At 51.9% G+C, this 22,239-nt stretch carries 22 protein-coding genes; 4 read left to right on the top strand and 18 right to left on the bottom strand.

The features are described 5' to 3' along the window. Positions 1 to 119 precede the first annotated feature (119 nt). From hemG to ubiD, 6 genes are all read right to left on the bottom strand, one after another. Positions 120 to 680: a menaquinone-dependent protoporphyrinogen IX dehydrogenase gene (gene hemG, locus SJI19_RS04525; protein ID WP_323477083.1), complete on the bottom strand. Its 561-nt coding sequence runs from the start codon at positions 678 to 680 to the stop codon at positions 120 to 122. A gap of 12 nt (positions 681 to 692) precedes the next feature. Continuing rightward, positions 693 to 2,144, bottom strand: coding sequence for a Trk system potassium transporter TrkH (gene trkH / locus SJI19_RS04530; protein WP_323477084.1), 1,452 nt, complete (start codon positions 2,142 to 2,144; stop codon positions 693 to 695). 49 nt (positions 2,145 to 2,193) lie between these two features. Continuing rightward, on the bottom strand, positions 2,194 to 2,805 hold the full coding sequence (locus SJI19_RS04535) for an IMPACT family protein (RefSeq protein WP_323477085.1): 612 nt from the start codon (positions 2,803 to 2,805) through the stop codon (positions 2,194 to 2,196). Beyond that, positions 2,805 to 4,136 carry a Xaa-Pro dipeptidase gene (gene pepQ, locus SJI19_RS04540; protein WP_323477086.1) on the bottom strand — a complete coding sequence of 444 codons (1,332 nt, stop codon included), beginning with the start codon at positions 4,134 to 4,136 and terminating at the stop codon, positions 2,805 to 2,807. The genes SJI19_RS04535 and pepQ overlap by 1 nt, the downstream gene beginning before the upstream one ends. Positions 4,137 to 4,263: 127 nt before the next feature. Beyond that, a complete protein-coding gene (fre, locus tag SJI19_RS04545; RefSeq protein WP_323477087.1) occupies positions 4,264 to 4,965 on the bottom strand; it encodes an NAD(P)H-flavin reductase in 702 nt (233 codons plus the stop codon). 51 nt (positions 4,966 to 5,016) lie between these two features. Continuing rightward, positions 5,017 to 6,504 (bottom strand): 4-hydroxy-3-polyprenylbenzoate decarboxylase, encoded by a 1,488-nt coding sequence (gene ubiD, locus SJI19_RS04550; protein WP_323477088.1) that lies wholly within the window; start codon positions 6,502 to 6,504, stop codon positions 5,017 to 5,019. 191 nt (positions 6,505 to 6,695) lie between these two features. Between ubiD and rfaH the strand changes: the two genes are divergently transcribed. Continuing rightward, positions 6,696 to 7,187, top strand: a complete 492-nt coding sequence (gene rfaH, locus SJI19_RS04555) for a transcription/translation regulatory transformer protein RfaH (protein ID WP_323477089.1) — start codon at positions 6,696 to 6,698, stop codon at positions 7,185 to 7,187. Between the two features lie 207 nt (positions 7,188 to 7,394). Here rfaH and tatC read toward each other — a convergent pair whose 3' ends face one another. The 10 genes from tatC to SJI19_RS04605 form a co-directional block, all read right to left on the bottom strand. Continuing rightward, complete coding sequence (gene tatC, locus SJI19_RS04560; RefSeq protein WP_323477090.1) at positions 7,395 to 8,189, bottom strand: Sec-independent protein translocase subunit TatC; 795 nt, start codon at positions 8,187 to 8,189, stop codon at positions 7,395 to 7,397. Positions 8,190 to 8,192: 3 nt separating this feature from the next. Next, positions 8,193 to 8,807: a Sec-independent protein translocase protein TatB gene (gene tatB / locus SJI19_RS04565; RefSeq protein WP_323477091.1), complete on the bottom strand. Its 615-nt coding sequence runs from the start codon at positions 8,805 to 8,807 to the stop codon at positions 8,193 to 8,195. 3 nt (positions 8,808 to 8,810) lie between these two features. After that, positions 8,811 to 9,092 carry a Sec-independent protein translocase subunit TatA gene (tatA, locus tag SJI19_RS04570; protein ID WP_323477092.1) on the bottom strand — a complete coding sequence of 94 codons (282 nt, stop codon included), beginning with the start codon at positions 9,090 to 9,092 and terminating at the stop codon, positions 8,811 to 8,813. Positions 9,093 to 9,144: 52 nt separating this feature from the next. Beyond that, positions 9,145 to 10,782 (bottom strand): ubiquinone biosynthesis regulatory protein kinase UbiB, encoded by a 1,638-nt coding sequence (gene ubiB / locus SJI19_RS04575; protein WP_323477093.1) that lies wholly within the window; start codon positions 10,780 to 10,782, stop codon positions 9,145 to 9,147. Continuing rightward, complete coding sequence (locus SJI19_RS04580; RefSeq protein ID WP_323477094.1) at positions 10,779 to 11,378, bottom strand: ubiquinone biosynthesis accessory factor UbiJ; 600 nt, start codon at positions 11,376 to 11,378, stop codon at positions 10,779 to 10,781. Before SJI19_RS04580 ends, ubiB begins: the two co-directional genes overlap by 4 nt. 12 nt (positions 11,379 to 11,390) lie before the next feature. After that, entirely contained in the window at positions 11,391 to 12,149 is a 759-nt protein-coding gene (gene ubiE, locus SJI19_RS04585) for a bifunctional demethylmenaquinone methyltransferase/2-methoxy-6-polyprenyl-1,4-benzoquinol methylase UbiE (RefSeq protein ID WP_323477095.1), read from the bottom strand. A gap of 74 nt (positions 12,150 to 12,223) precedes the next feature. Then, positions 12,224 to 13,843 (bottom strand): DNA recombination protein RmuC, encoded by a 1,620-nt coding sequence (gene rmuC / locus SJI19_RS04590; RefSeq protein WP_323477096.1) that lies wholly within the window; start codon positions 13,841 to 13,843, stop codon positions 12,224 to 12,226. 207 nt (positions 13,844 to 14,050) lie between these two features. After that, entirely contained in the window at positions 14,051 to 14,815 is a 765-nt protein-coding gene (gene udp / locus SJI19_RS04595; protein ID WP_323477097.1) for a uridine phosphorylase, read from the bottom strand. Positions 14,816 to 14,930: 115 nt separating this feature from the next. Beyond that, on the bottom strand, positions 14,931 to 15,440 hold the full coding sequence (locus SJI19_RS04600) for a hypothetical protein (protein WP_323477098.1): 510 nt from the start codon (positions 15,438 to 15,440) through the stop codon (positions 14,931 to 14,933). A gap of 173 nt (positions 15,441 to 15,613) precedes the next feature. Further along, the gene (locus SJI19_RS04605; protein ID WP_323477099.1) at positions 15,614 to 16,132 is read right to left on the bottom strand and encodes a hypothetical protein; all 519 of its coding nucleotides are present in this window, start codon (positions 16,130 to 16,132) and stop codon (positions 15,614 to 15,616) included. Positions 16,133 to 16,650: 518 nt separating this feature from the next. Between SJI19_RS04605 and SJI19_RS04610 the strand changes: the two genes are divergently transcribed. Next, positions 16,651 to 17,478 carry a dienelactone hydrolase family protein gene (locus tag SJI19_RS04610; RefSeq protein WP_323477100.1) on the top strand — a complete coding sequence of 276 codons (828 nt, stop codon included), beginning with the start codon at positions 16,651 to 16,653 and terminating at the stop codon, positions 17,476 to 17,478. A 42-nt stretch (positions 17,479 to 17,520) separates the two neighbouring features. Here SJI19_RS04610 and metE read toward each other — a convergent pair whose 3' ends face one another. Continuing rightward, positions 17,521 to 19,797, bottom strand: coding sequence for a 5-methyltetrahydropteroyltriglutamate--homocysteine S-methyltransferase (gene metE, locus SJI19_RS04615; RefSeq protein ID WP_323477101.1), 2,277 nt, complete (start codon positions 19,795 to 19,797; stop codon positions 17,521 to 17,523). Between the two features lie 101 nt (positions 19,798 to 19,898). Between metE and metR the strand changes: the two genes are divergently transcribed. Continuing rightward, positions 19,899 to 20,834, top strand: coding sequence for an HTH-type transcriptional regulator MetR (gene metR / locus SJI19_RS04620; RefSeq protein ID WP_323477102.1), 936 nt, complete (start codon positions 19,899 to 19,901; stop codon positions 20,832 to 20,834). Here the strand turns inward: metR and SJI19_RS04625 are convergent. Next, complete coding sequence (locus SJI19_RS04625; protein ID WP_323477103.1) at positions 20,740 to 21,639, bottom strand: carboxylate/amino acid/amine transporter; 900 nt, start codon at positions 21,637 to 21,639, stop codon at positions 20,740 to 20,742. The genes metR and SJI19_RS04625 overlap by 95 nt on opposite strands. A gap of 254 nt (positions 21,640 to 21,893) precedes the next feature. Between SJI19_RS04625 and SJI19_RS04630 the strand changes: the two genes are divergently transcribed. Next, a complete protein-coding gene (locus SJI19_RS04630; protein WP_323477104.1) occupies positions 21,894 to 22,190 on the top strand; it encodes a DUF2756 domain-containing protein in 297 nt (98 codons plus the stop codon). Positions 22,191 to 22,239 lie beyond the last annotated feature (49 nt).

Here is a 22,239-nt window from a genome sequence, read left to right on the forward strand (position 1 = left end):
TGGCGTCGCGTTAGCGTTTGTTCCCGGTCAGTGGAGGCGCATTATAGGGAATTAATGATGCGAGACAAGGGCTAATTGCGTATTTTGGTTTGATTGGTTTTTTTTTCAACAAACTGCAGCTATTCAGGTCGATTTCCCGTGGTTTTAGCCGTGAGTGAGGCGAAATCCTTGGCAAAGTTATTTACCTGTTGCCAATCGGTATACTCCACGTCTTTCGTCGCATCGGTTTCGCCGCCGGTCATCCGCATGATCAACTGGATCATGACGCGATCAAGCCAGCCATAGTGAGGATAGCGTAGCGCGCCGGCGAAAACCTCGCATCGATCGGGCCGCCAGGCACTTGATGCAAGAAATTTACGCGTGTACACATTGGTTTGTGGAGTGTGTTTCCCCACCTTGCGCGCCGTCAGATTAACCGAAAAAAAACCGCTGGGTACCGAATTAAGCCACACCAGGTGACGTTTGATAAAAACAGGTAGTGCGGCGGCAAAATGGCCGTAACGGATTGATGCGCCTATTAGCACCCGGTCGTAGCGCGGTAAATCAAGCTGTTCAGCTGCGGCCAAATCCAACACATCGCAATGACTGCTGCCGCTGGAGAGGTCAGGCTGCTCAGCGATAAATTGGGCAATTTTCCGCGTTTGTCCATCCCGGCTAGAATAAAGAATCAGTGTTTTCATAAGCATCCCATTTTACTCGCGCCAGAACGTTGGCGTGAACAAAACCAATAAGGTAAAAACTTCCAGTCTCCCGAACAGCATAGTCAGGATCAGTATCCATTTGGCCACTGAATTCATGGCGGCGAAGTTTTCTGCGACCACACCCAACCCAGGGCCAAGATTATTCAAGGTCGCAGCAACTGCGGTAAAAGCGGAGAAGTTATCAACGCCGGTGGCGATAATGGCCAGCATGCTGATGATAAAGACTAATACATAAGCGGAAAAGAATCCCCATACTGCTTCCACAATACGCTCGGGCAGCGCCCGGTTGCCGAGTTTAATAGTATAGACAGCATTAGGATGAACCAGCCGTTTCAACTCTCTGGAGCCCTGAAGGTATAACAGTAAAATGCGGATAACTTTCAGACCGCCGCCGGTGGAACCGGCGCAACCCCCGATAAATGCGGAGCATAGCAGCAATAGGGGCAAAAATAGTGGCCACTTGGAGATGCTGTCGGTGGCAAAACCGGCAGTAGTGGCCATGGAGACCACCTGGAAAAAAGCATGATTCAGCGTTTGCAACCCACTTTGATAGACATCATGGCGCCACAGGATCAACGTGCAAATCAACACCAGCACAAATTGTACGGTGATAAACATCCGGAACTCTGGATCACGCCAATAGACCCGCAGGTTGCGTCCGCTCAACATGGCAAAATGCAAACCATAATTGCAACCGGAAATCAATAGGAACACCGCCACAATCGTATTGATCATTGGACTGTGAAAATACCCGATACTGGCATCATGGGTAGAAAAACCGCCCAAAGCAATCGTTGAGAAACTGTGGCCAATGGCATCGAAAACGGACATACCCGCGCCCCATAATGCCAAGGCGCACAAGATGGTCAGCCCAATATAAATCAACCACAGCGTTTTCGCTGTCTGTGCAATACGCGGGCGCATTTTGTTATCTTTTAGCGGCCCGGGCATCTCGGCGCGATAAAGTTGCATACCACCGACCCCGAGAATAGGCAGAATGGCTACCGCCAGTACGATGATCCCCATACCACCAAACCATTGGAGCATTTGGCGATAAAACAGGATGGCTTTCGGCAAGCTATCAAGCCCCACCAGCGTGGTTGCACCGGTGGTGGTCAGGGCGGAAAACGATTCAAAAAAGGCGTCGGTTACCGGCAAATCAGGACGTTCGGCAAACAGGAATGGCAATGCACCAACACTTCCCAGCACCGTCCAGAACAAAACGACAATCAAGAAGCCTTCTCGCGGCTTAAGCTCATTCTTCTGCTGGCGATTTGGCAACCAAAGCACCAAACCAATTAATAGGGCGAAAAAGAATGTCTGTGTAAAAGCGCTGCCAGCGCCATCCCGGTAGATCAACGCCACCAGGCCAGGAACAATCATGGTCCCGGAGAACAGCATGACGAGCAGACCGACAATACGGGTAATGGCGCGAAAATGCATTTCAGCACAATCCTTAATGTGTTATCTAACTTGCCCAAGAATGGAACATTTATGGCACGGGCGTTAATTGCAATGCGCCGCGACTGATGGCACGCAGCTTTTCTTCCGCCAGCACAACACGGCTAAAAGGAATTGCCACCTTCAGTATAATGGATTCGCCATAATCGCCGTGTACAATCCTGCCCTCCATCTGTTTAATCACAACCTCTATCGCGGGTTGCTGGTCATATCGACATGACACCATAAATTCCAATAGCGGAATCTTCTCTACGCGGTTAAGCAGCTTCAATGCTTGCTGCACCCCGCCGCCGTAGGCCTTAACCAGCCCACCGGTTCCAAGTTTTACGCCACCATAGTAGCGGACCACCACCGCAACAACGTGCCCAAGACCCGAGCCGGATAAATGCGCCAACATCGGCTTGCCCGCCGTGCCTGGAGGTTCACCGTCATCCGAAAAACCATACTGTTGTGAGTCCCATGGCGCGCCGGCAATAAAAGCCCAACAGCAGTGCGCGGCCCCAGGGTGTTGGGTACGGGTTTGCTGGATATAGGCCTTGGCGGCGGCAATGTCCGGAGACGGTTCCAATAATGTAATAAAGCGGCTTTTTTTGATCTCAACGGCCACCGTAACCGGCGCCGCAGGGACAAAATAGGCGTGCATTATGCCAGTTTCAGATCGCGGGTCATGTTCTCGAACTGCTTTTCATGGATCACAATATTATCTTCAATACGGATGCCACCATACCTTTTGAACATCTCGATACGTTGCCAGTTAAAGTGACGACTCTGAGAACTGTTGCGCCATGGTGCCAGCAGGGTCTCGATAAAATAGAGTCCCGGTTCGATGGTCATCACCATCCGCGGCTGCATGGTACGTGTACAACGCAGATAAGGATAGAGGGCAGGCGCCGCCAGGTGGGCACCGAAATCGTCTTGCAAGAACCCGCCGACATCATGCACCTGTAGCCCAAGCGAATGACCTAATCCATGAGGGAGGAACGGGCCAGTAATATTTTCAGCCACCATAGCTTCCTCACTGAGGTCGGTGACGATGTCGTATTGGTGCAAGAGTTTGGCGATACGCCTATGCATCTGAATATGATACTCGATGTAGTTAACACCCGTTTCGATGGTGCCGATAAGTGCCTGTTGTTCGGTATTCATGGCAGCGACCAATTCGGCAAATTCAGAATCCGGGCGCGCCGCATAAGTACGGGTCAGATCTGCCGCGTAGCCATTATATTCCGTACCGGCATCAATCAAAAAGCTGTATGACTTTTCGGGCAATTGCTGATCGAGCTTGGTGTAATGTAATACTGAGGCATGTTCATTCAGCGCGATGATATTCCCATAGGGTACGTCAAAATCACGATGACCGGTGGCGGAAAGGTAGCTGTTATTGATATCAAATTCACTCATGCCCGAGAGAAACGCTTCATGCGCGGCTCGATGGCCCAATACCGCAGTTTTCTGCGCTTCCCGCATACATGTCAGTTCATAATCGGTCTTATAGGCGCGGTGGAAATGCAGATAGTCCAACACCGGTTGTGGATTGATCCGATCGGTCGCCAGCCCGAGGCTTCTCGCCCGTGCCGGGGCAGAACCCAGATAGGCTACCCGCTCACGCGCTGAGGGCAATAACCCGTCAATATGATCGGGTTGATTGAACGCGATAACATCGACAAAGGGCGTCCAGAAACTCTCCGGCATTGGCTCAACGCTATACCAATAATCCACTGGCGAATAAAACCAGAGTTTGGGCTTGTTAATACCATCTACCCATAGCCAGCAGTGCGGTACGTTGGTTACCGGTAGCCAGGCTTTGAACTGAGGGCTAACTTTAAAAGGATAATCACAATCGTCTAAGAACGCCGTAATCGGCTCGCCGGAGTGAATCAACAACCCATCCAGTTTATGCCGGGAGAGAATTTCGCGAGTCCGCTGCTGTAATGTTGCGAGATGGTCTTGATAAAGAGTAGAAAAAGAGTCCATAAAATGACCTTACTTATACCACTAAATTGTCGCCATCTTAGCATAGCGCCCAGACGGGAACAGCTTAACAGTAGTCAATAAGGATCATTTGGCCCTGCGTTGACCGCAGGGGGGCCTGGAGCCTGGTTCAGATAAAGGCAAAAGCATCGCCGAAAATTCGGCCCGGGGTGGCATCCCGCTCGGCGCAAAAGCGCTCGCGGGCGATTTTGGCCATTTCGAAACGACCAGCGATATAGATATCGTAGTTTTCTAAAGAACCGTAATCCTGTAATACCGCGCTCAGCACCGTGCCGGTTCTGCCCTGCCAAACATCATCGGGTTGCTCGACCACCGGTACGACTTTAAGATGCGGATACTGCAACGTCAGGGTTTCCAATTCAGAGAGATCATAAAGGTGCTGTAGCTCTCTACCCCCCCAATAAATAGCCACTTCACGCTCTGGCTGTTTCTCCAGGACGGTCAGCAGAATTGAGCGCGCGTAGGAAAAACCCGTACCACCGGCAATCAGGATGATTGGCCGGTCGGTATCTTCACGTAACCAAGCCTCGCCATAAGGAATATCAACGGTAATCTCATGATCTTTCAAGATGCGATCCATCACCGCCATCGCATAAAGGTTCAACTCGGAAGCCCCGATATGCAGCTCAATAGTACGGTTTTCCATTGGGGTCGACGCCAGGGAAAAGGGGCGCTTATCGCGCTCATCCATCACTACCATCAGATACTGACCGGCGCGAAAATTAAAAGCCGCTCCCGGTACCAAACATACCCGATATACCGTATCGGTGATGGCATCTACGGAAGTGACCTTACAGGTCAATGTTGTCATGCATTTCCTCTGTCGGGCTGTTAAGCAAAACGGAATAGAGAGCCAGGGAGATCACAGCCCCTTACCACTATCTTTTAATATGGCCAAATCTTCCCAGATATCATCTATACGCGAGCGAACGCCCTGATCCATTTCTATGGGGGTACCCCACTCGCGCTGTGTTTCTCCTGGCCATTTATTGGTGGCGTCCATACCCATTTTGGAGCCTAATCCGGAAACCGGTGAGGCAAAATCCAGATAGTCTATCGGCGTATTTTCCATAAGCACCGTATCGCGCACGGGATCCATCCTGGTAGTGATGGCCCAAATGACGTCTTTCCAATCACGTGCATTAATATCATCATCGCATACGATGATAAATTTGGTATACATGAATTGACGCAAGAAAGACCATACTCCCATCATGACCCGTTTGGCATGACCCGGGTACTGCTTTTTGATCGTCACCACCGCCAGACGATAAGAGCAGCCTTCTGGCGGCAGGTAAAAATCAACGATCTCCGGGAATTGCTTTTGCAAGATCGGCACAAAGACTTCATTAAGCGCTAAGCCCATAACCGCCGGTTCATCCGGTGGCCGGCCGGTATAAGTGGAGTGATAGATAGCATCCCGGCGCTGGGTAATATGGGTGATGGTGAACACCGGGAAGTGATCTTGCTCATTGTAATAGCCAGTATGATCGCCATAAGGTCCTTCGAGCGCTGTTTCGCCGGCCTCAATATAACCCTCAAGAACGATTTCGGCGCTGGCAGGAACCTCAAGATCACAGGACAGGCATTTCACTACCTCGGTTTTGTAACCTCGCAGCAGGCCGGCGAAAGCATATTCCGACAAACTGTCCGGCACCGGCGTAACGGCGCCGAGAATCGTGGCCGGATCAGCACCAAGGGCCACCGCCACCGGGAACCGCTTGCCGGGATGTGCCAATAACCACTCCTGGTAATCCAGTGCACCACCGCGATGCGCTAGCCAACGCATGATAACCTTATTTTTACCGAGCACCTGCTGGCGGTAAATACCTAGGTTTTGCCGCTCTTTGCTCGGCCCGCGGGTAACCGTAAGGCCCCAGGTAATTAACGGCGCAGCGTCGCCTGGCCAGCAGTGCATAATCGGAATGCGACCAAGATCGACATCGTCCCCCTGCCAGATTTGTTGCTGACAGGGCGCTGAGTGCAGCCGTTTAGTGGGCATATTCAATACTTGTCGGAACTGGGGAACCTTATCCAGCAGATCGCGAAAGCCTTTTGGCGGCTCAGGTTCTTTCAGGAAAGCCAGAAGTTTTCCGACCTCCCGCAAAGCCGAAACATTCTCCTGCCCCATGCCCAGGGCTACCCGTTCGGGTGTGCCGAACAGATTGCATAACACCGGCATGGCATAACCTTTAGGGTTTTCAAACAATAATGCCGGGCCACCCGCACGCAAAGTGCGATCGGCGATTTCCGTCATTTCCAAATAGGGATCGATGGGCAGTGTAATCCGTTTTAATTCACCTCGCTGCTCCAGCAAGGAAAGGAAATCGCGCAAGTCTCGATATTTCATAGCGTTGTCAGGTGCCTGGTGAGTAATACATTATAAAGGCTGTTTACCAGCCATGCCGCCTTTTTGTCAAAATTCACTGTAAATTTGCCGTTTTTTTTGCAAAGCATCCCCTATAGAATACCTGGTAGCAGCTATTTATCCCTAAAGGCATTTGATATGCTGGTTTACCGGTAAAATGGGTATTTAAGATTATGGAAGCATGGTATTTATTATATTGTAAACGGGGTCAAATGATCCGTGCTAAAGAACATTTGGAAAGACAGGCGGTCGCCTGCCTTAGCCCCATGGTCACGCTGGAGAAAATCATCCGAGGCAAGCGTGCTGCTATCACTGAACCCTTGTTTCCCAATTATCTCTTTATCGAATTCGATCCTGAACACATCCATACCACCACCATCAGCGCCACGCGCGGGGTCAGCCATTTCGTTCGTTTTGGCAACCTGCCGGTAACCATAACATCGGCGGTTATCGATGAACTTCGCGATCATACCTATGAGGGTGTGACCGATCCCCAAACGCCGCAGATTGGCGACCGGGTCATCATTACCAACGGTGTATTCGAGGGTATAGAAGCCATATATACCGAACCCGACGGTGAAGCCCGCTCGATGCTATTACTTAATTTTCTTAACAAACAGGTGTGCCAAAGTCTGCACAATCGCCAGTTTCAAAAAATAGAGTAATTCTCGTTTCAATACTAACGCAGACCCTGAGCACGACCCTGTAGGTCGGTTATTATCCTCTTCGATGATCATCATGCAGCCACTGCACCACTTTTTTGAGAAGTTACGCATTCGTTAGCAAAACGGCTCGACCACCCAACGGTGGTTCAAGTCTCTGAATATGTTACTACCTGGGCAAGTATCACGGGAACCAAAACCCTTGGACTATTAGGAGTCCTTGGGATCGTCTGTCCTTGCCGACTCGTCTGAATCGTCCGTATCCGTATTTTCCTCGCTACGACGACCTTTGCCGACATAAAAACGCGCGAAGAACAGTCCGATTTCAAACAGCATGTACATAGGAATAGCCAACAGCGTCTGGGAAAAAACGTCCGGAGGCGTAAGCAGCATGCCTACCACGAATGTCCCCACTAGCACGTAGGGTCGTTTTTTCTTCAGTACGTCGGGCGTCACCACCCCAGTCCAACACAGCAACACTATGGCAATTGGTACCTGAAATGACACGCCAAAAGCCATAAATAGTGCCATGACAAAATCAAGATAGTTGTTTATATCAGTGGCTATCTGTACGCCCCGTGGTGCGGTCTGGGTAAAAAAAGTAAAAGCCAGTGGAAATACGATAAAATACGCAAAAGCCATGCCTGCATAAAATAGCAGCGTACTGGAGAACAACAGCGGCATCATCAACCGCCGCTCGTGCTTATACAAAGCCGGGGCGATAAATGCCCAGATTTGATATAACAGCAACGGTGCCGATATAAACACCGAGACGATGATGGTTAACTTAATGGGTGTAAAGAATGGGGATGCCACATCGGTGGCGATCATACTGGCACCGGCCGGCAAATGTTTAATCAACGGTGCCGACACGATCTGGTAGATATCATTGGCGAAATACACTAACGCCAGAAACACTACCACAACGCTGACGATGCAGTTTAATAATCGCTTACGCAGCTCGATTAAATGGCTGATAAGTGGTTGGGTATCTTCAACGGCCATGTTTTAGCGATCATTATGTGAAGGAGGAGTGGGCACCGACGCCGTTTTCTCCAGCGTTGGTTTCGTTGTCACGGGTGGTTCATGCTGTTCGGCGCCGGTGGGCGACGGTTTCGTTGTCACGGGGGGTTCATGCTGCTCATCGCCTGCGGGCGATGCTGTCAACGGCAATTCCGGTGTGGCGCTGGCGAGCTCAGATGGTGCCATTGCCGGCGCGTCAACGTGGTTGGCACCGTCAGCCGGCGTAACACCGTCGTGAACCGCATCGAGATCGTTCATCAGCGGATTATGGATTGTTTGCGGTGGCTGAGCGTCCGGAACCATTTTACTGTTGAAACTCTTTTTCATGGAGTCAGCCGCTTCGCGTAGTTCCTCCATGGAGGCTTTAAGCTCTGGGGAAAGGTTATCCTTGCTGGCTTGTTCGACTTTTTTCAGGCTGTCTTGAAGCTCCTGGAGTTTAAGCTCCTGGCTGATTTCATTTTGCACCGTTAACGCCAGCCCACGCAGTGCCTTAACCCACCCCACCACAGTGCGCACCGCCACCGGTAAACGCTCGGGGCCAAGAACCACCAAGCCGATGACAAACACCAGCGCCAGTTCACCAAATCCAATATCGAACACAGCTTATACCCGCTTGTTATCTTTATTTACCGGTTCTTCCGGCTGGGGCTGTTCAGGTTGCTGCGGTTTTTCTGCGGTGATTTTAGCCGCAAAATCGGCATCCTGCCCCGCGTTTTTTTCCTCAGCGGGTGGCGCGGTGGGTTTGTCGTCGTCTCCCATCGCTTTTTTAAAACCCTTGATGGATGCGCCCAAATCGGACCCCATGCTACGCAGCTTGTTGGTACCAAACAGCAACACCACAATCACCGCGACGATTAACAATTGCCATATACTGATGCCGCCCATAATTTCACCTCTTTCCTAGGGTTGATTGGGGTAGACGTCGAACCCAAGATAATCAAGCTGTCCGCTTCCAGCCGACAATCCAGCTAACAATGCCGGCAGCCATTAACCAGGCAGGGATGGATGACATCTCGTTTCCCAATGATAATAAAAAAGTTCCGCAGAGCAACAAGGTTGCTCCAATACCGAATAAAAACCGCGCTTGTCCTTGCTTAACATGCTGACCTTTTAACTCAACAGTCAGCTTATCCACGCTTTTTTGCAATGACTTATGACGCTTGAGCCCGTCATAAATCAATTCAGGCAGTTCAGGCAACTTCTCAGCCCAAAATGGGGCCTTTTCCTTAAGCGCGCGTAACACCGCCGGAATGCCTACCTGATCTTTGATCCAGGATTCCAGGAACGGTTTGGCTGTCTTCCAAAGATCAAGCTGAGGATAAAGCTGCCGGCCAATCCCTTCTATATACAACAGGGTTTTCTGTAATAACACTAACTGGGGCTGCACTTCCATATTGAAACGGCGAGCAGTATTAAACAGATTTAACAACACATGGCCAAAAGAGATATCCGCTAAGGGCTTCTCGAAAATAGGCTCACAGACGGTGCGGATAGCAAACTCAAAATCTTCCACGTTGGTATCAGGAGGAACCCACCCCGAGTCTACATGAAGTTCCGCCACCTTGCGGTAATCGCGATTGAAAAAAGCGATGAAATTTTCAGCCAGGTAACGTTTATCTTCTTTATTTAACGACCCGACGATACCGCAATCAATACCGATATATTGCGGATTTTCCGGGTGTTCAAAGCTGACAAAAATATTGCCAGGGTGCATATCCGCATGAAAAAAACTATCACGAAACACCTGGGTAAAGAAGAGCTGTACACCACGTTCGGCTAATAATTTCAGGTTGGTACCCTGTTTTTCCAACGCTGCAACGTCGGAAACCGGCACACCATAAATTCGTTCCATGACCATCATGGTTTCACTGCAATAATCCGGGTAGACCTCCGGGATATACAGCATGGGACTGTTTTCGAAATTACGCCGCAGTTGGATGCTATTGGCTGCCTCGCGCAACAGATTCAGTTCATCAAGTAAGGTTTTTTCATACTCCAACACCACTTCCACCGGTCGCAGTCGGCGTCCATCCGGTAGCAGGCGAGGTAACCAACTGGCCAGGCGGTACATCAGTCGCATATCGGCCTTGATAAGCGGCATGATATCCGGGCGGATCACCTTGATGACCACCTCTTTACCATTGGATTTTAATCGAGCGGTGTGCACCTGGGCGATAGACGCAGACGCCAGCGCAACTGGTTCAAAATCGTCAAACCACGCTTCCAGAGGTTGCCCCATGGCTTTTTCGATATGCTTACGGGCCAGCGCACCATCAAAGGGTTTTACCCGATCTTGTAGCATCGCAAGTTGATCGGCAATGGCCGGAGGGAAGAGATCGCGCCGAGTCGACAGCATCTGACCGAACTTAATCCATACCGGGCCGAGTTCCTGCAGAGCTAGGCGCAATCTTACCCCCAGCGGCTCGTCAATATGCTGATTGGGCAACCAAAAAAACAGTTTTCGTCCGAGGCGTAGCGGAAGGGTTAAACGTATCTTGGGGATCAGCTCGTCCAGTCCGTAGCTGAGCAAAACCCGCATAATACTATAAAAGCGGCCTATCTCTCCCACAATCATCGACTCTGCTCCAATTTGTCCAGGCGAGCCGCCAGACGTGTTCCGGCCCGATCAATCACGTCCACTTCGTCGCTAAACCACGCTATTTCCAAGGTCGAAGGGCACAACCGCCACTCTTCGCTCACCGCTTGTCCCAACCGGGCGCGATGTTCAAGCAAGCGACGCCGCAACCCGCAGAACTGTGCATGAACCTTTTGCGTCAAACCTTCGGCAACGATATCACCTAGATAGGGGGCCAGTATTTCAGCAGGATCCTGCTCTGCCATATCAAGCAACGCCGCGAACTGCTGGACCACCTGCAAATCACCTTCGACATCCAGATCCCCTTGCTTGATAAGCGCAGTAAGTCGTTGGCGCAACGCCGGCAGCGTGGCAATATGGGTTTTCAGCGTACAGTCTGCCACCGCATCCCATGCCGTCAGCACATCGACCTGCATTTCGCCGAACACCAGGATCAGCGGGCTGTCCAGTTCTGCCAACTCCATGCGCAGCACTTTACCCTTAAGCCGCTGGCGGGCTGGTTTCATTACACTATCTTGATATAACAAACGGTTCAGTCCGGCTTCCAGCACCGCAGTAACCCATAACATCAACATGTTATTTCCCGATCAAAATTTATATCCGCGATGCAGGGCAACGATCCCTCCGGTCATATTAAAATATTCCGCAGAATCGAAGCCGGCATCGAGCATCATGGCCTTGAGGGTTTCCTGGTCAGGATGCATACGGATGGATTCAGCCAGATAACGATAGCTGCCAGCGTCGCGTGCTATCATCTCGCCAATGCGCGGCAAGACGTGAAAAGAGTATAAATCGTAGGCTTTGTTCAGAGGTTTGAACAATGGTGTGGAAAATTCCAGGATCAGCAGTCGTCCACCCGGTTTTAAAACGCGGTACATGGAACGCAGTGCTTGTTCTTTTTCGGTGACATTACGCAAACCAAACGAAATGGTAATGCAATCAAAGGTATCATCCGGGAAAGGTAATGCCTCGGCGTTGGCTTGTACGTAACGCACATTGCCAATCACGCCTTTATTGCGCAGCTTCTCGCGCCCGACTTTTAACATCGAGTCATTAATATCAGCCAGCACCACTTCGCCTTCCTCACCGACCAGGCGGGAGAACTTGGCGGTCAGATCGCCGGTTCCGCCGGCCAGGTCCAGCACTTTCTGGCCACGGCGCACACCGCTGCAGTGAATGGCAAAACGTTTCCACAGACGATGGATGCCAAACGACATCAGGTCATTCATGAGATCGTATTTTGCCGCGACGGAATGAAAGACATCCGCCACCATGACCGCTTTTTCGTCTTTAGCTACAGTGCGGAAGCCGAAATGAGTCGTTTCACGCTTGTCTTCATCTGCCATGTTTTAGCCCTGCGTTATCAGTTATCAGAGAAGTGTAACAGAAGCGCGCTGAAAGCCCCACTTTGGGCCATCGCTTACCGCTGAGGGGACTGTTCACGCACCCGTGAAGAAGTGTCCCCCTGCGAGACGCCGTCGTCAACCGACGGTGGGAATTGTTCCCCCTCCACCCGGTCTGCTTCCCCGGTCATCACGGTTTCTGGTACCGGGGCGGGCCCAGCGTCATCTTCTGCGCCGGGCCCGTCGGCGTAGAGATGTTCTTGCGCCAGCCCGGACAAGGAAGGATCGATTGGCCGCTTGATTTCCACGCCCAGTTCCCGAAAACCTTCCGCCTGGCTGATGATGTTTCCCCGGCCCTGTGCCAGTTTATTCATCGCCACCCGGTAAGCGGCCTGCGCTTTGTCCAAGCCCGAACCGATGGCCGACATATCATCGACAAACAACCGCATTTTGTCATACAGTCGCGCCGCCCGCTCGGCAATGTGCTGCGCGTTGCGGCTCTGATGTTCATAGCGCCACAAGTTATTAATCGTGCGCAGTGCCACCAGTAGGGTGGTAGGGCTGACCAGCATGATATTTTGCTTTAACGCTTCGTCAATCAATTCAGGCTGCCGATCGATAGCCAGCATAAAGGCTGGCTCAATAGGGACAAACATCAACACATAATCCAACGAGCGTAAACCGGGTAATTGTTGGTAATCTTTTCTGCCCAGCAACCGCATATGGCCACGCAGTGAATTAATATGTTCCAGCAGTGCTGATTGCCGCTCACCATCGTCATCGCTGTTAAAAAAACGTTCATAGGCCACCAGCGACATTTTGGCGTCGATGACCACATCTTTACCCTGGGGCAAACGCACAATCACATCTGGCTGCATGCGGTGGGTGTCGTCGAGTTGAATATTCACCTGAGTCTGATATTCGTAGCCTTCACGAAGGCCGGACGCCTCAAGGACCCGGCTCAATACCACCTCGCCCCAGTTACCCTGGGTTTTATTATCGCCTTTCAGCGCGCGAGTCAGGTTCACCGCCTCACGGGCCATCTCGGCGTTAAGCTGTTGCAAGTTGCGGATTTCATGGGTCAGGGTATGACGTTCGCGCGCCTCCTGGCCAAAACTATCCTGGACCTGGCGCCGAAAACCGTCCAACTGCTCACGCAGGGGGACCAGTAACAGATCCAGGCTCTGGCGATTGAGCTCATCCACCTTGCGCCCGCTTTGCTCGAAAATCCGGTTGGCCAGATTCTCAAACTGCCCGGAGAGTCTTTGCTCGCTATTGATCAGCAAACGTTGTTTTTCTTCAGCGCCCAGACGAGTCTCTTCAAGGCGAATGGTCACTTCGCGCAGCTCCGCTTCCTGGGCGCTGTTCACCTCCCGTTGCGCCCGGAGCTCCTGGTCCAGTTGTTCACACTCCTGGCGCCAATGCGCCAACGGCGCCAGACGCTCCTCGGCGGTGGCCAGGCGCGCGTAAAGATCGCGCATCTCCCGCTCGCCGGTCCGTAGCTGTTGCTCACACTGGAGATAAGCGGACTGCGAGCGTTCAAGTTCCTGCTGCGTTGAGGCCAGCAACTGCGCCTGCAAACGCAGCTCGGTGCGATCTTGTCCCTGCCGTTTCTGGCTGCCGATAACCGCAACCCACCACCCCACCAGCGCGCCGATGGTCGCACCACCGACGGCAAATAACAGGTCAAAATCCATATTACCTCCGCCTAAATAATTCTGACCATCACGGTAAGAGGTAACTGTATAAATGTCCAGCGTATTTTACCAGGCAAACAACAGGGCAAACAATTGAATGCCAAGCGTGCCCGGGGCCAGCAAAGCCAAGGCTCAGACCACGGCGAGCGCCAAATTTGCGACCAGTCAAAACATACCGGCCGCAGGTGATGTTATATTAAGCGAAGATTAGGCTAACAGCAGGCGTGCGGCCGCCACAACGATGGCCACGGCTTGGCTTTCGGTTTGTTGCATCGCTTCGGTGCTGGGAATTTCCTGTTGCGTACGGTTGACTATCACGCCCGCCACCATGCCAGCCCGGAGCCCCTGAGTGGCGCACATGGTGAGCAACGTGGCGGATTCCATTTCATAGTTCATAACACCCAGGTCTTGCCACTCCTGCATGGAGCCTTTAAACCGTCTGATTACCCGGCCGGAGTAGGTGTCATAGCGCTCCTGGCCTGGATAAAAAGTATCCGACGAGGCGGTAATGCCGATATGAACCTTGGCATTGGCGGTATTCGCTGCCGTCACCAGTGCGGTGGTGCAGCTAAAATCGGCCACTGCGGGGTACTCCAACGGCGCGAAATGCTGGCTGGCACCGTCGAGGCGCACAGCAGCAGTGGTGACCAAGACATCACCCACGGCGATGTGGGATTGTATGGCCCCGGTGGTTCCTACCCGAAGGAAGGTCCTAATCCCCAATTGCGCCAGCTCCTCAACGGCAATCGAGGTGGAAGGACCACCAATGCCGGTCGAACAGATGATAACCGGCTTACCAGCCAACTCGGCTCGCCAGGTGGTAAACTCCCGGTGAGTCGCCAAATGGGTCGGTTTGTCCATCAGCCGGGCGATTTTTTCGACCCGCTGGGGATCACCAGGCACGATGGCCAAACTGGCACCCTGTAAATCGGCATGGGTGAGGCCAAGATGGAAAACGTCGGATAAAGACATAGCAGATACCTCGGAAATTAAGCTGTTAGTGCGTAAATAAGCCTGTGATTATCCCCGTTTCAGCTGATAAAGTCCTGTAGACGCTTCACAAACAAAGCGCAATACCCGTTGACTGTCAAACGGCGATCACGTTGGCGAATAAACCGGTAAACATGTTTTTGATTCGAGGATTATCCAACACCGCCCCGATCAGGCTTTTTAACGCCTCGTAGGGCGTCATGTGATACCAGTTATCGTACATATCGTTTAACCAAGCGCCCAGAATCGGCAACGTCTCGTCTTTTAACAGTGACCAGACCTCCATACACAACTGACTGATACCATAGCTGGCCATCTTGAGTGTCGAGTCATAAAGTTCCAGGTAATTAACCTCTCCGGTTTTCCCGATACCGAATAAGTCGGTCACGACATTTCCCGCCGCCTTAAGACCGGCACCGATTTTTTGTAGCCCACCCCAGACAAAACCCGTGATGGACCAGCAGGCGGAAGGTTCCACCTTTAGGTCTTCCGGTGTGTTAGCCGCTGACGTCAGTCGGTCAGTGAATGACTTGTTACCTGCCTCAGGCTTTACTGTTGGATTGAGTAATATTAAGCTGTTTTCAGAGATAACGTTTGATATTGTCATGATTATCCTTCCGTTATGTTGATAACTATTTAAAGTGCTATTTAAATATAGCTATTAATTTTCAGAATAATCATTTTCTAGCTACGTTATTACGGAATAACAATTTCACCTTTATTAAATAGGAAGTTAATTATTAATATACATAATATAGAATACAAAAGACTATTTTATTATTAACGCTGTGTGGGCAAACGATTAAAACGTAAACCGACTTTCAACAATACTTTTTTAACAGAGGGCACAACGTTGCGCTTACATTGCTCGATGGCGCTGACGGCCCCCTTCTTTACAGTGGTTGCCATAAAGCCGGTGATACTCCAGAGCGCGTTTATGATTTTTTTTCGCGCGGCGATCAGCAGCAGACCGGCATTCGCTTTGGCGATATTGCGATAATCCGCCAGACAATCATTGAGTAACTCCGCCGCTTGAGCCGTTGGCGTTTTTGGCACGCTAGCATGCACCCTTGCCTCGGTCGCCATCTTCTCTTGCGCCCTCCCTGCCTGGGGTAAACTTTCGGCGGTTTTCATGGTGTTAACTACGGTGGATAAGCCTTTCTCATGATAATCACTGATCAAAAAACCGATTCCCGCCAGGGTGATGGCGACATTCCTGGCGCCCGCAAAGAATTGAGCAAAAGACCCATATTCCCGCTTAATGCAGAGTTGTTCCATCTCAGATAACAAGTCAGTCATAACGCATATATCCTGGGTGCCGCTTTTTACGTGGTGATAGAAGCCTTCCGTCGCCACTTTGCGTTGTTCATTGGCGATATTCACTACTGCTGTTAGGTTAATTAATAATTTAGAAATAATATTATAAATATTTGATTCCCCTTCAACCTTAACCGGGGCGGGGCATGGACAAGCCGAATGCAGAAAAACATTACTCATCATTTTATCCTTATAGAGAGAATTAGCGGGTATCAATGAATTTACGTGCCGCGATTGTAATATTTTATTACACTTAAACCAATAAAGATTTTAATCTCATTACAAGCCAAGCAAAAATTCAACGAGCAGGTTAAAAACACGCATTGCGCGTGACGCGCGGCTGAGTGAAAATGCCTCAGCAAAAGCGCTTTTTTCTCACGATATTCGTTTATGCTCAATCGATGTCGAGTTGCGCTTAAGTACCGCCTTTACCCCGCACCAGATAAGATAACGGGTCTATACTCAACGCTGTGTGGCTGAAAAATAACAAAGGTAACCCTATGGATAGTGAAAAGTCTTTGGCTGTACCCACAGGTTCTGATGGTTTTGCGCAATCCGCTGGCACACCGGCCGGTACCGTGATTCACACCGATGAGGTGGATTTGGTCGCAGGTTATACCACTATCGCCACCCAAGGCGATCGGATGCCGGCGTATTTGGCCAGGCCTGCCGGGCAAGATCAGCATTTGCCGGTCATATTGGTCATCCAGGAGATCTTCGGCGTACATGAGCATATCCGTGATCTCTGTCGGCGCTTGGCAAAACAGGGTTATTTAGCCCTGGCACCCGAACTCTATTTCCGCCAAGGAAATCCGGACACGTTCCAGGATATCCCAACCTTGAGCAAGCAGTTGGTCGCGAAGGTGCCGGACGCACAAGTCCTGTCCGATCTCGATCATAGCGCCCACTGGGCGGCAAGCCATGGCGGCGATAACCGGCGACTCGGCATCACCGGGTTTTGCTGGGGTGGGCGGATCACCTGGCTGTATGCCGCGCATAACCCGCAGGTTAAGGCCGCCGTCGCCTGGTATGGTAAATTAGTCGGAGAAAAATCGCTGCTTATCCCGCGCTATCCGATAGATGTCGCCGCAGCATTGGCCGCCCCGGTGTTGGGGTTATACGGTGGGTTGGATACAAGCATCAGTTTGGACAGTGTTGAGGCCATGCGCCAGGCGGTCAACTCGGCTAAGTCCGATTCAGAGATCATCGTCTACCCGGACGCGGGCCATGCGTTTAACGCCGATTATCGGCCCAGTTACCATGCGGCCTCGGCCATTGACGGCTGGCGACGGATGCTGGCGTGGTTTGATAAATATGGGGTGAAATAACCGGGTCATGGGCGGCCCGGTTATTTCCGCTGACAAAACGGCTTAGCGGGGAATTTCCGCGCGCAGTCGTTTGGCAGCATTGACCATATTGGCCAGGGATTGGCGAGTTTCTGGCCAAGCACGGGTTTTCAAACCGCAATCCGGGTTAACCCACAAGCGTTCCACCGGGATGCTTTCGGCAGCTTTACGCAATAACGCCACGATCCACGCCTCGCTCGGCACGTTGGGCGAGTGAATATCGTAGACTCCGGGTCCCATTCCATTGGGATAAGCAAATTGTTTAAAGGTGTCCAATAACTCCATATCCGAGCGGGAGGTTTCAATGGTGATCACATCGGCATCCAGCGCGGCAATGGCATCCATAATATCGTTGAACTCGCAATAACACATATGGGTATGAATTTGGGTATCATCCCGCGCAACAGCGGCGTTTAACCGAAAAGCGTCCACCGCCCACGCCAGATAGTCCGGCCATGCTGAACGGCGCAGTGGCAATCCTTCCCGCAGCGCGGGTTCGTCAATCTGTATAATCCCAATTCCCGCCTGCTCCAGATCGGCAACTTCATCGCGCAGCGCCAGGGCAATCTGTTGGGCAATGGTTTTACGGCTGACGTCCTCGCGTAGGAACGACCAGCACAGAATGGTGACCGGGCCGGTAAGCATGCCCTTCACCGGTTTTTCGGTCAAAGATTGAGCATAACGCGCCCATTCTACGGTAATGGGCGCCGGACGACTGACATCACCGATAATGATGGGCGGCTTAACGCAGCGGGAACCATAACTTTGTACCCAGCCGTTCTGGGTAAACACAAATCCATCGAGATTTTCGCCAAAATATTCCACCATATCGTTACGTTCGGCTTCGCCATGCACCAAAACGTCCAGGCCCAAGCGTTCCTGCTCGTTAATCGCCTGTTTGATATGTTCGCCAATACTGGTGCGATAACGGGCATGGTCCAACCGACCCTGTTTAAAGTCCAACCGCAGGCTGCGAATATCGGTAGTCTGCGGAAATGAACCTATGGTGGTGGTCGGCCAGGCAGGAAGGTTAAACCGGCGGCGCTGCAGCTCTGCACGCTGATGATATGGGCTGCGCTGGCTGTCCTGAGGGGTGATCTGCTCCAGCCGTGCTGTAACCTGAGGATTGTTTACCCGGCTGGAGTGACGACGAGCGCGTATCGGAGCACTGTAATCCACCAAACGTTGCACCTGGGCGGCATCCGGATGCGTCAAGGCGTTGCGCAATAGTCCGAGTTCAGCGCATTTTTGCAAAGCAAAAGCAAACCAGCTTTTGGCTTCATCATCCAGACGGGTTTCCGTGACAAGATCGATAGGACTGTGCAGCAACGAGCAAGAGGTCGCCACCCATAAAGGTCGTTGCCCCGCCAGCGCCTTGATTCGGTTATAAACGGCATCGAGGTCGGCACGCCAAACGTTGCGTCCGTTGATCACCCCAAGGGAAAGTAACCATTGCGCCGGCAACCGTCGGTGAAGCTCAGCAGCATCGTCCTTGCCCGCCACTAAATCCACATGCAGACCTTGCACCGGTAAACGACAAATGAGTTCGAGGTGATGACCAATGCTGTCAAAATAGGTGGTCAGCAGCAGTTTTACCGGGCCGTTCAGTGCCTGGTACGCGGTTTGATACGCATCCTGCCACGCCTGGGGCAGCTCCAGCACCAAGGCCGGCTCATCGATTTGTACCCACTCGATACCGCGACTCGCCAGTTGTTGCAAAATGTGCTGATAAACCGGTAGCACACTGTCGAGCAATGACAGACGGTCGAAAACCTCGCCCTTGACTTTACCGAGCCACAGATAGGTTAAAGGGCCTAAAATAACCGGTTTCACGTTATGGCCAAGCGCCAGGGCCTCATCCACCTCATCAAGCAGTTGGGTCCAGGCCAGGCGGAACGATTGACCACGGCTAAATTCTGGTACCATGTAATGATAATTAGTATTAAACCATTTGGTCATCTCGGCGGCGGCGGCAGGTTTGCCGCTCGGAGCCCGGCCGCGGCCAACACGGAATAGCGTGTCCAAATCCACCGATTGATCATCATTGCGATGACGCGCCGGAATATTATCCAGCATCATGCTGGTGGTAAGGACGTGATCGTACCAGGCAAAATCACCCACCGGCAGTAGGTCCACACCGGCATCTTTTTGTTGTTGCCAGTGGCGGGCGCGTAATTCTTTCCCAACTGCCAATAATTCTTGCTGCGAGGATTTTCCTGCCCAGTAATTTTCCTGCGCTTTTTTTAGCTCACGGTGCAGACCGATACGCGGAAAACCTAGTGTGTGATTTAAAATTGCCATTGCCTCTCCCATTTGGACGTCCAGATGTTTACACATCCATAATCACCATGTACTGTGTTATCCACAAGCGCAAATTATTCATATCCAGGTGAAAGACCCTCATGATCGAGCTCAAACATCTGCGGACCCTGCAGGCACTGCGTGATAGCGGTTCGCTTGCGGCAGCCTCGGCCCAGCTTCACCAGACACAGTCCGCGCTGTCCCATCAGTTCAGCGATCTGGAACAGCGGCTGGGTTTTCGGTTATTTGTGCGCAAAAGCCAGCCGCTGCGCTTCACCCCGCAGGGAGAAATTTTGCTGCAACTGGCCGCGCAAATTTTGCCTCAGGTACAGCAGGCGCTGCAAAATTGCCTCGAACCGCATCAGACCACGTTACGGTTGGCCATTGAATGCCATAGCTGCATCCAATGGTTAACGCCCGCACTGAGTGAATTTCGCGATCTCTGGCCGCAAGTAGTGGTTGATTTTCGTTCAGGCGTGACCTTCGATCCGCAGCCTGCGCTACAACAGGGCGAATTGGATTTGGTATTAACCTCAGATATTTTGCCGCGCAGTGGGCTATTTTATACGCCGATGTTTGATTACGAGGTCCGATTGGTGCTGGCGCCGGATCACCCGCTGGCGACCAAAACGCAGATTACGCCGGAAGATTTAAGCGAAGATGTGCTGATGATTTATCCGGTTCAGCGTCAGCGCATGGACATCTGGCGGCATTTTTTGCAGCCCGCCGGCGTAAACCCGGTACTGAAAAGTGTGGATAATACCTTGTTGTTGATTCAGATGGTGTCGGCACGCATGGGTATTGCCGCGTTGCCCCATTGGGTAGTAGAAAACGTCGAACGCCAAGGTCTGATCGTCACCAAAACTCTGGGCAAAGGGGTATGGAGCCGACTGTACGCCGCATCCCGGGACGGCGAACAGCGCCAGCCGGTTATCGAAGCCTTTATTCGTTCATCCCGCCAGCATGCCTGCGCCCATCTGCCTTACGTTCGGGATGCACAACGATCCAGTGTCGATGCACCCATAACGAGGACATAATCACCAGTGCGCCCACGATAAACGTTGGCCAGTGCGGCTGCTGTTGCCAAATGGCAAAGTTAACCAATAGCCCGGCAGGAACGTGAAAGTTGTTCATTATTCCCAGCGTGCCGGCATCAACCTGGGTGGCACCATAATTCCACATAAAGTACCCCAGCGCGGACGCGCCGAGGCCCAGCCATACCAGTACCACCCATTGTATGGAGCTGGTAGGCAGTTGACCCGCATTGCCAAACAGACTCCACCCGATCAACGCCACGATAAACGATCCCAGATAAAACCAGGAAAACGCCGTATGCTGAGGCATGGGATAAACTTCCATCAGCCGCTTGTAACCCACCTGCCCGACGGCGAAAAACAGATTCGCTGCCTGCACCAACAGCAGGCCATGCCAGAAATGCGGGCTAACGCCGTCGTAACGGATGATCGCCGCCCCCGCCACCGCCAACAGCGCGCTGAGTATGTACCCCCAACGCAAACGACGACGGCGCAGTAGATCATAGACCAGCGTGACGTACAGTGGGGTCATCACGGTGAACAACAAAAACTCCGGCACCGATAAATACAGATAAGCCCGGTAGACTATCATGTACATGATACCCAACTGGCAGGCGCCCACCGCCATATATAACAACAACGCCCTCGGCTGATAGCCGCGCCAGCGCAGAAAGGGTAAAAACACCAGCGCTGCCAGAGAGAGTCGCACCAACACAGAAAACCAGCTGTCAACCTGTCCGGCCAGAAATTCGCCAATCAGGCTAAAGGAGAATGCCCATAAAATAGTGGTGGTGATAAGCAGTGGCACGGCAATGACATCCTACAACGCAAAACGCTATTCTAACGGAAGATCGCGCCAATTTAATGATAATGTTGGTTTACATCTGGTTATAATTCAATCAAATCATACTGCAATCTCACCGCAATCGCCCTACACCGACCTCGCCGAGCGGTCGCCGCCGAGTAAAACCGGCCATGCCGCGCACAAATAAGCACGGTTATATCCTGCAGCCACACGACTTTCGGGTTAAAATAATAGCAGGATTCATTCGGGAGATGCCCATGAAGGTCTATACAGGGTTGCTATTATCCGCGTTGCTGGCCTGCGGGTCCGTAAATGCTTTGGCGGCGGTAAAGCCTATCACTTCACAGGGCCAACAGTCCTTGCCACCGAATCAGGCTCAATTGAAGTTGCAACAACAGATGCAAACCAACGCCCAACAACAACAGACCCGCCTACAATTACAGCAGGAAGCCCAGCAGCAGCAGCAACGCAATCAACTGCAATCGCGGATCAACAACGATCGGCAACGCGCCCAACAAAACGCGCCCGAGCCCATCCCTCGCCCACAGCCATAATGGGTATGATGTTGCCAATGACTGGGCCGACGGAAGAGTAGACAGCAGG

Origin of the sequence: Acerihabitans sp. TG2, assembly GCF_035013185.1 — a bacterium.
Classification (GTDB): Bacteria; Pseudomonadota; Gammaproteobacteria; order Enterobacterales; family Enterobacteriaceae; genus Acerihabitans.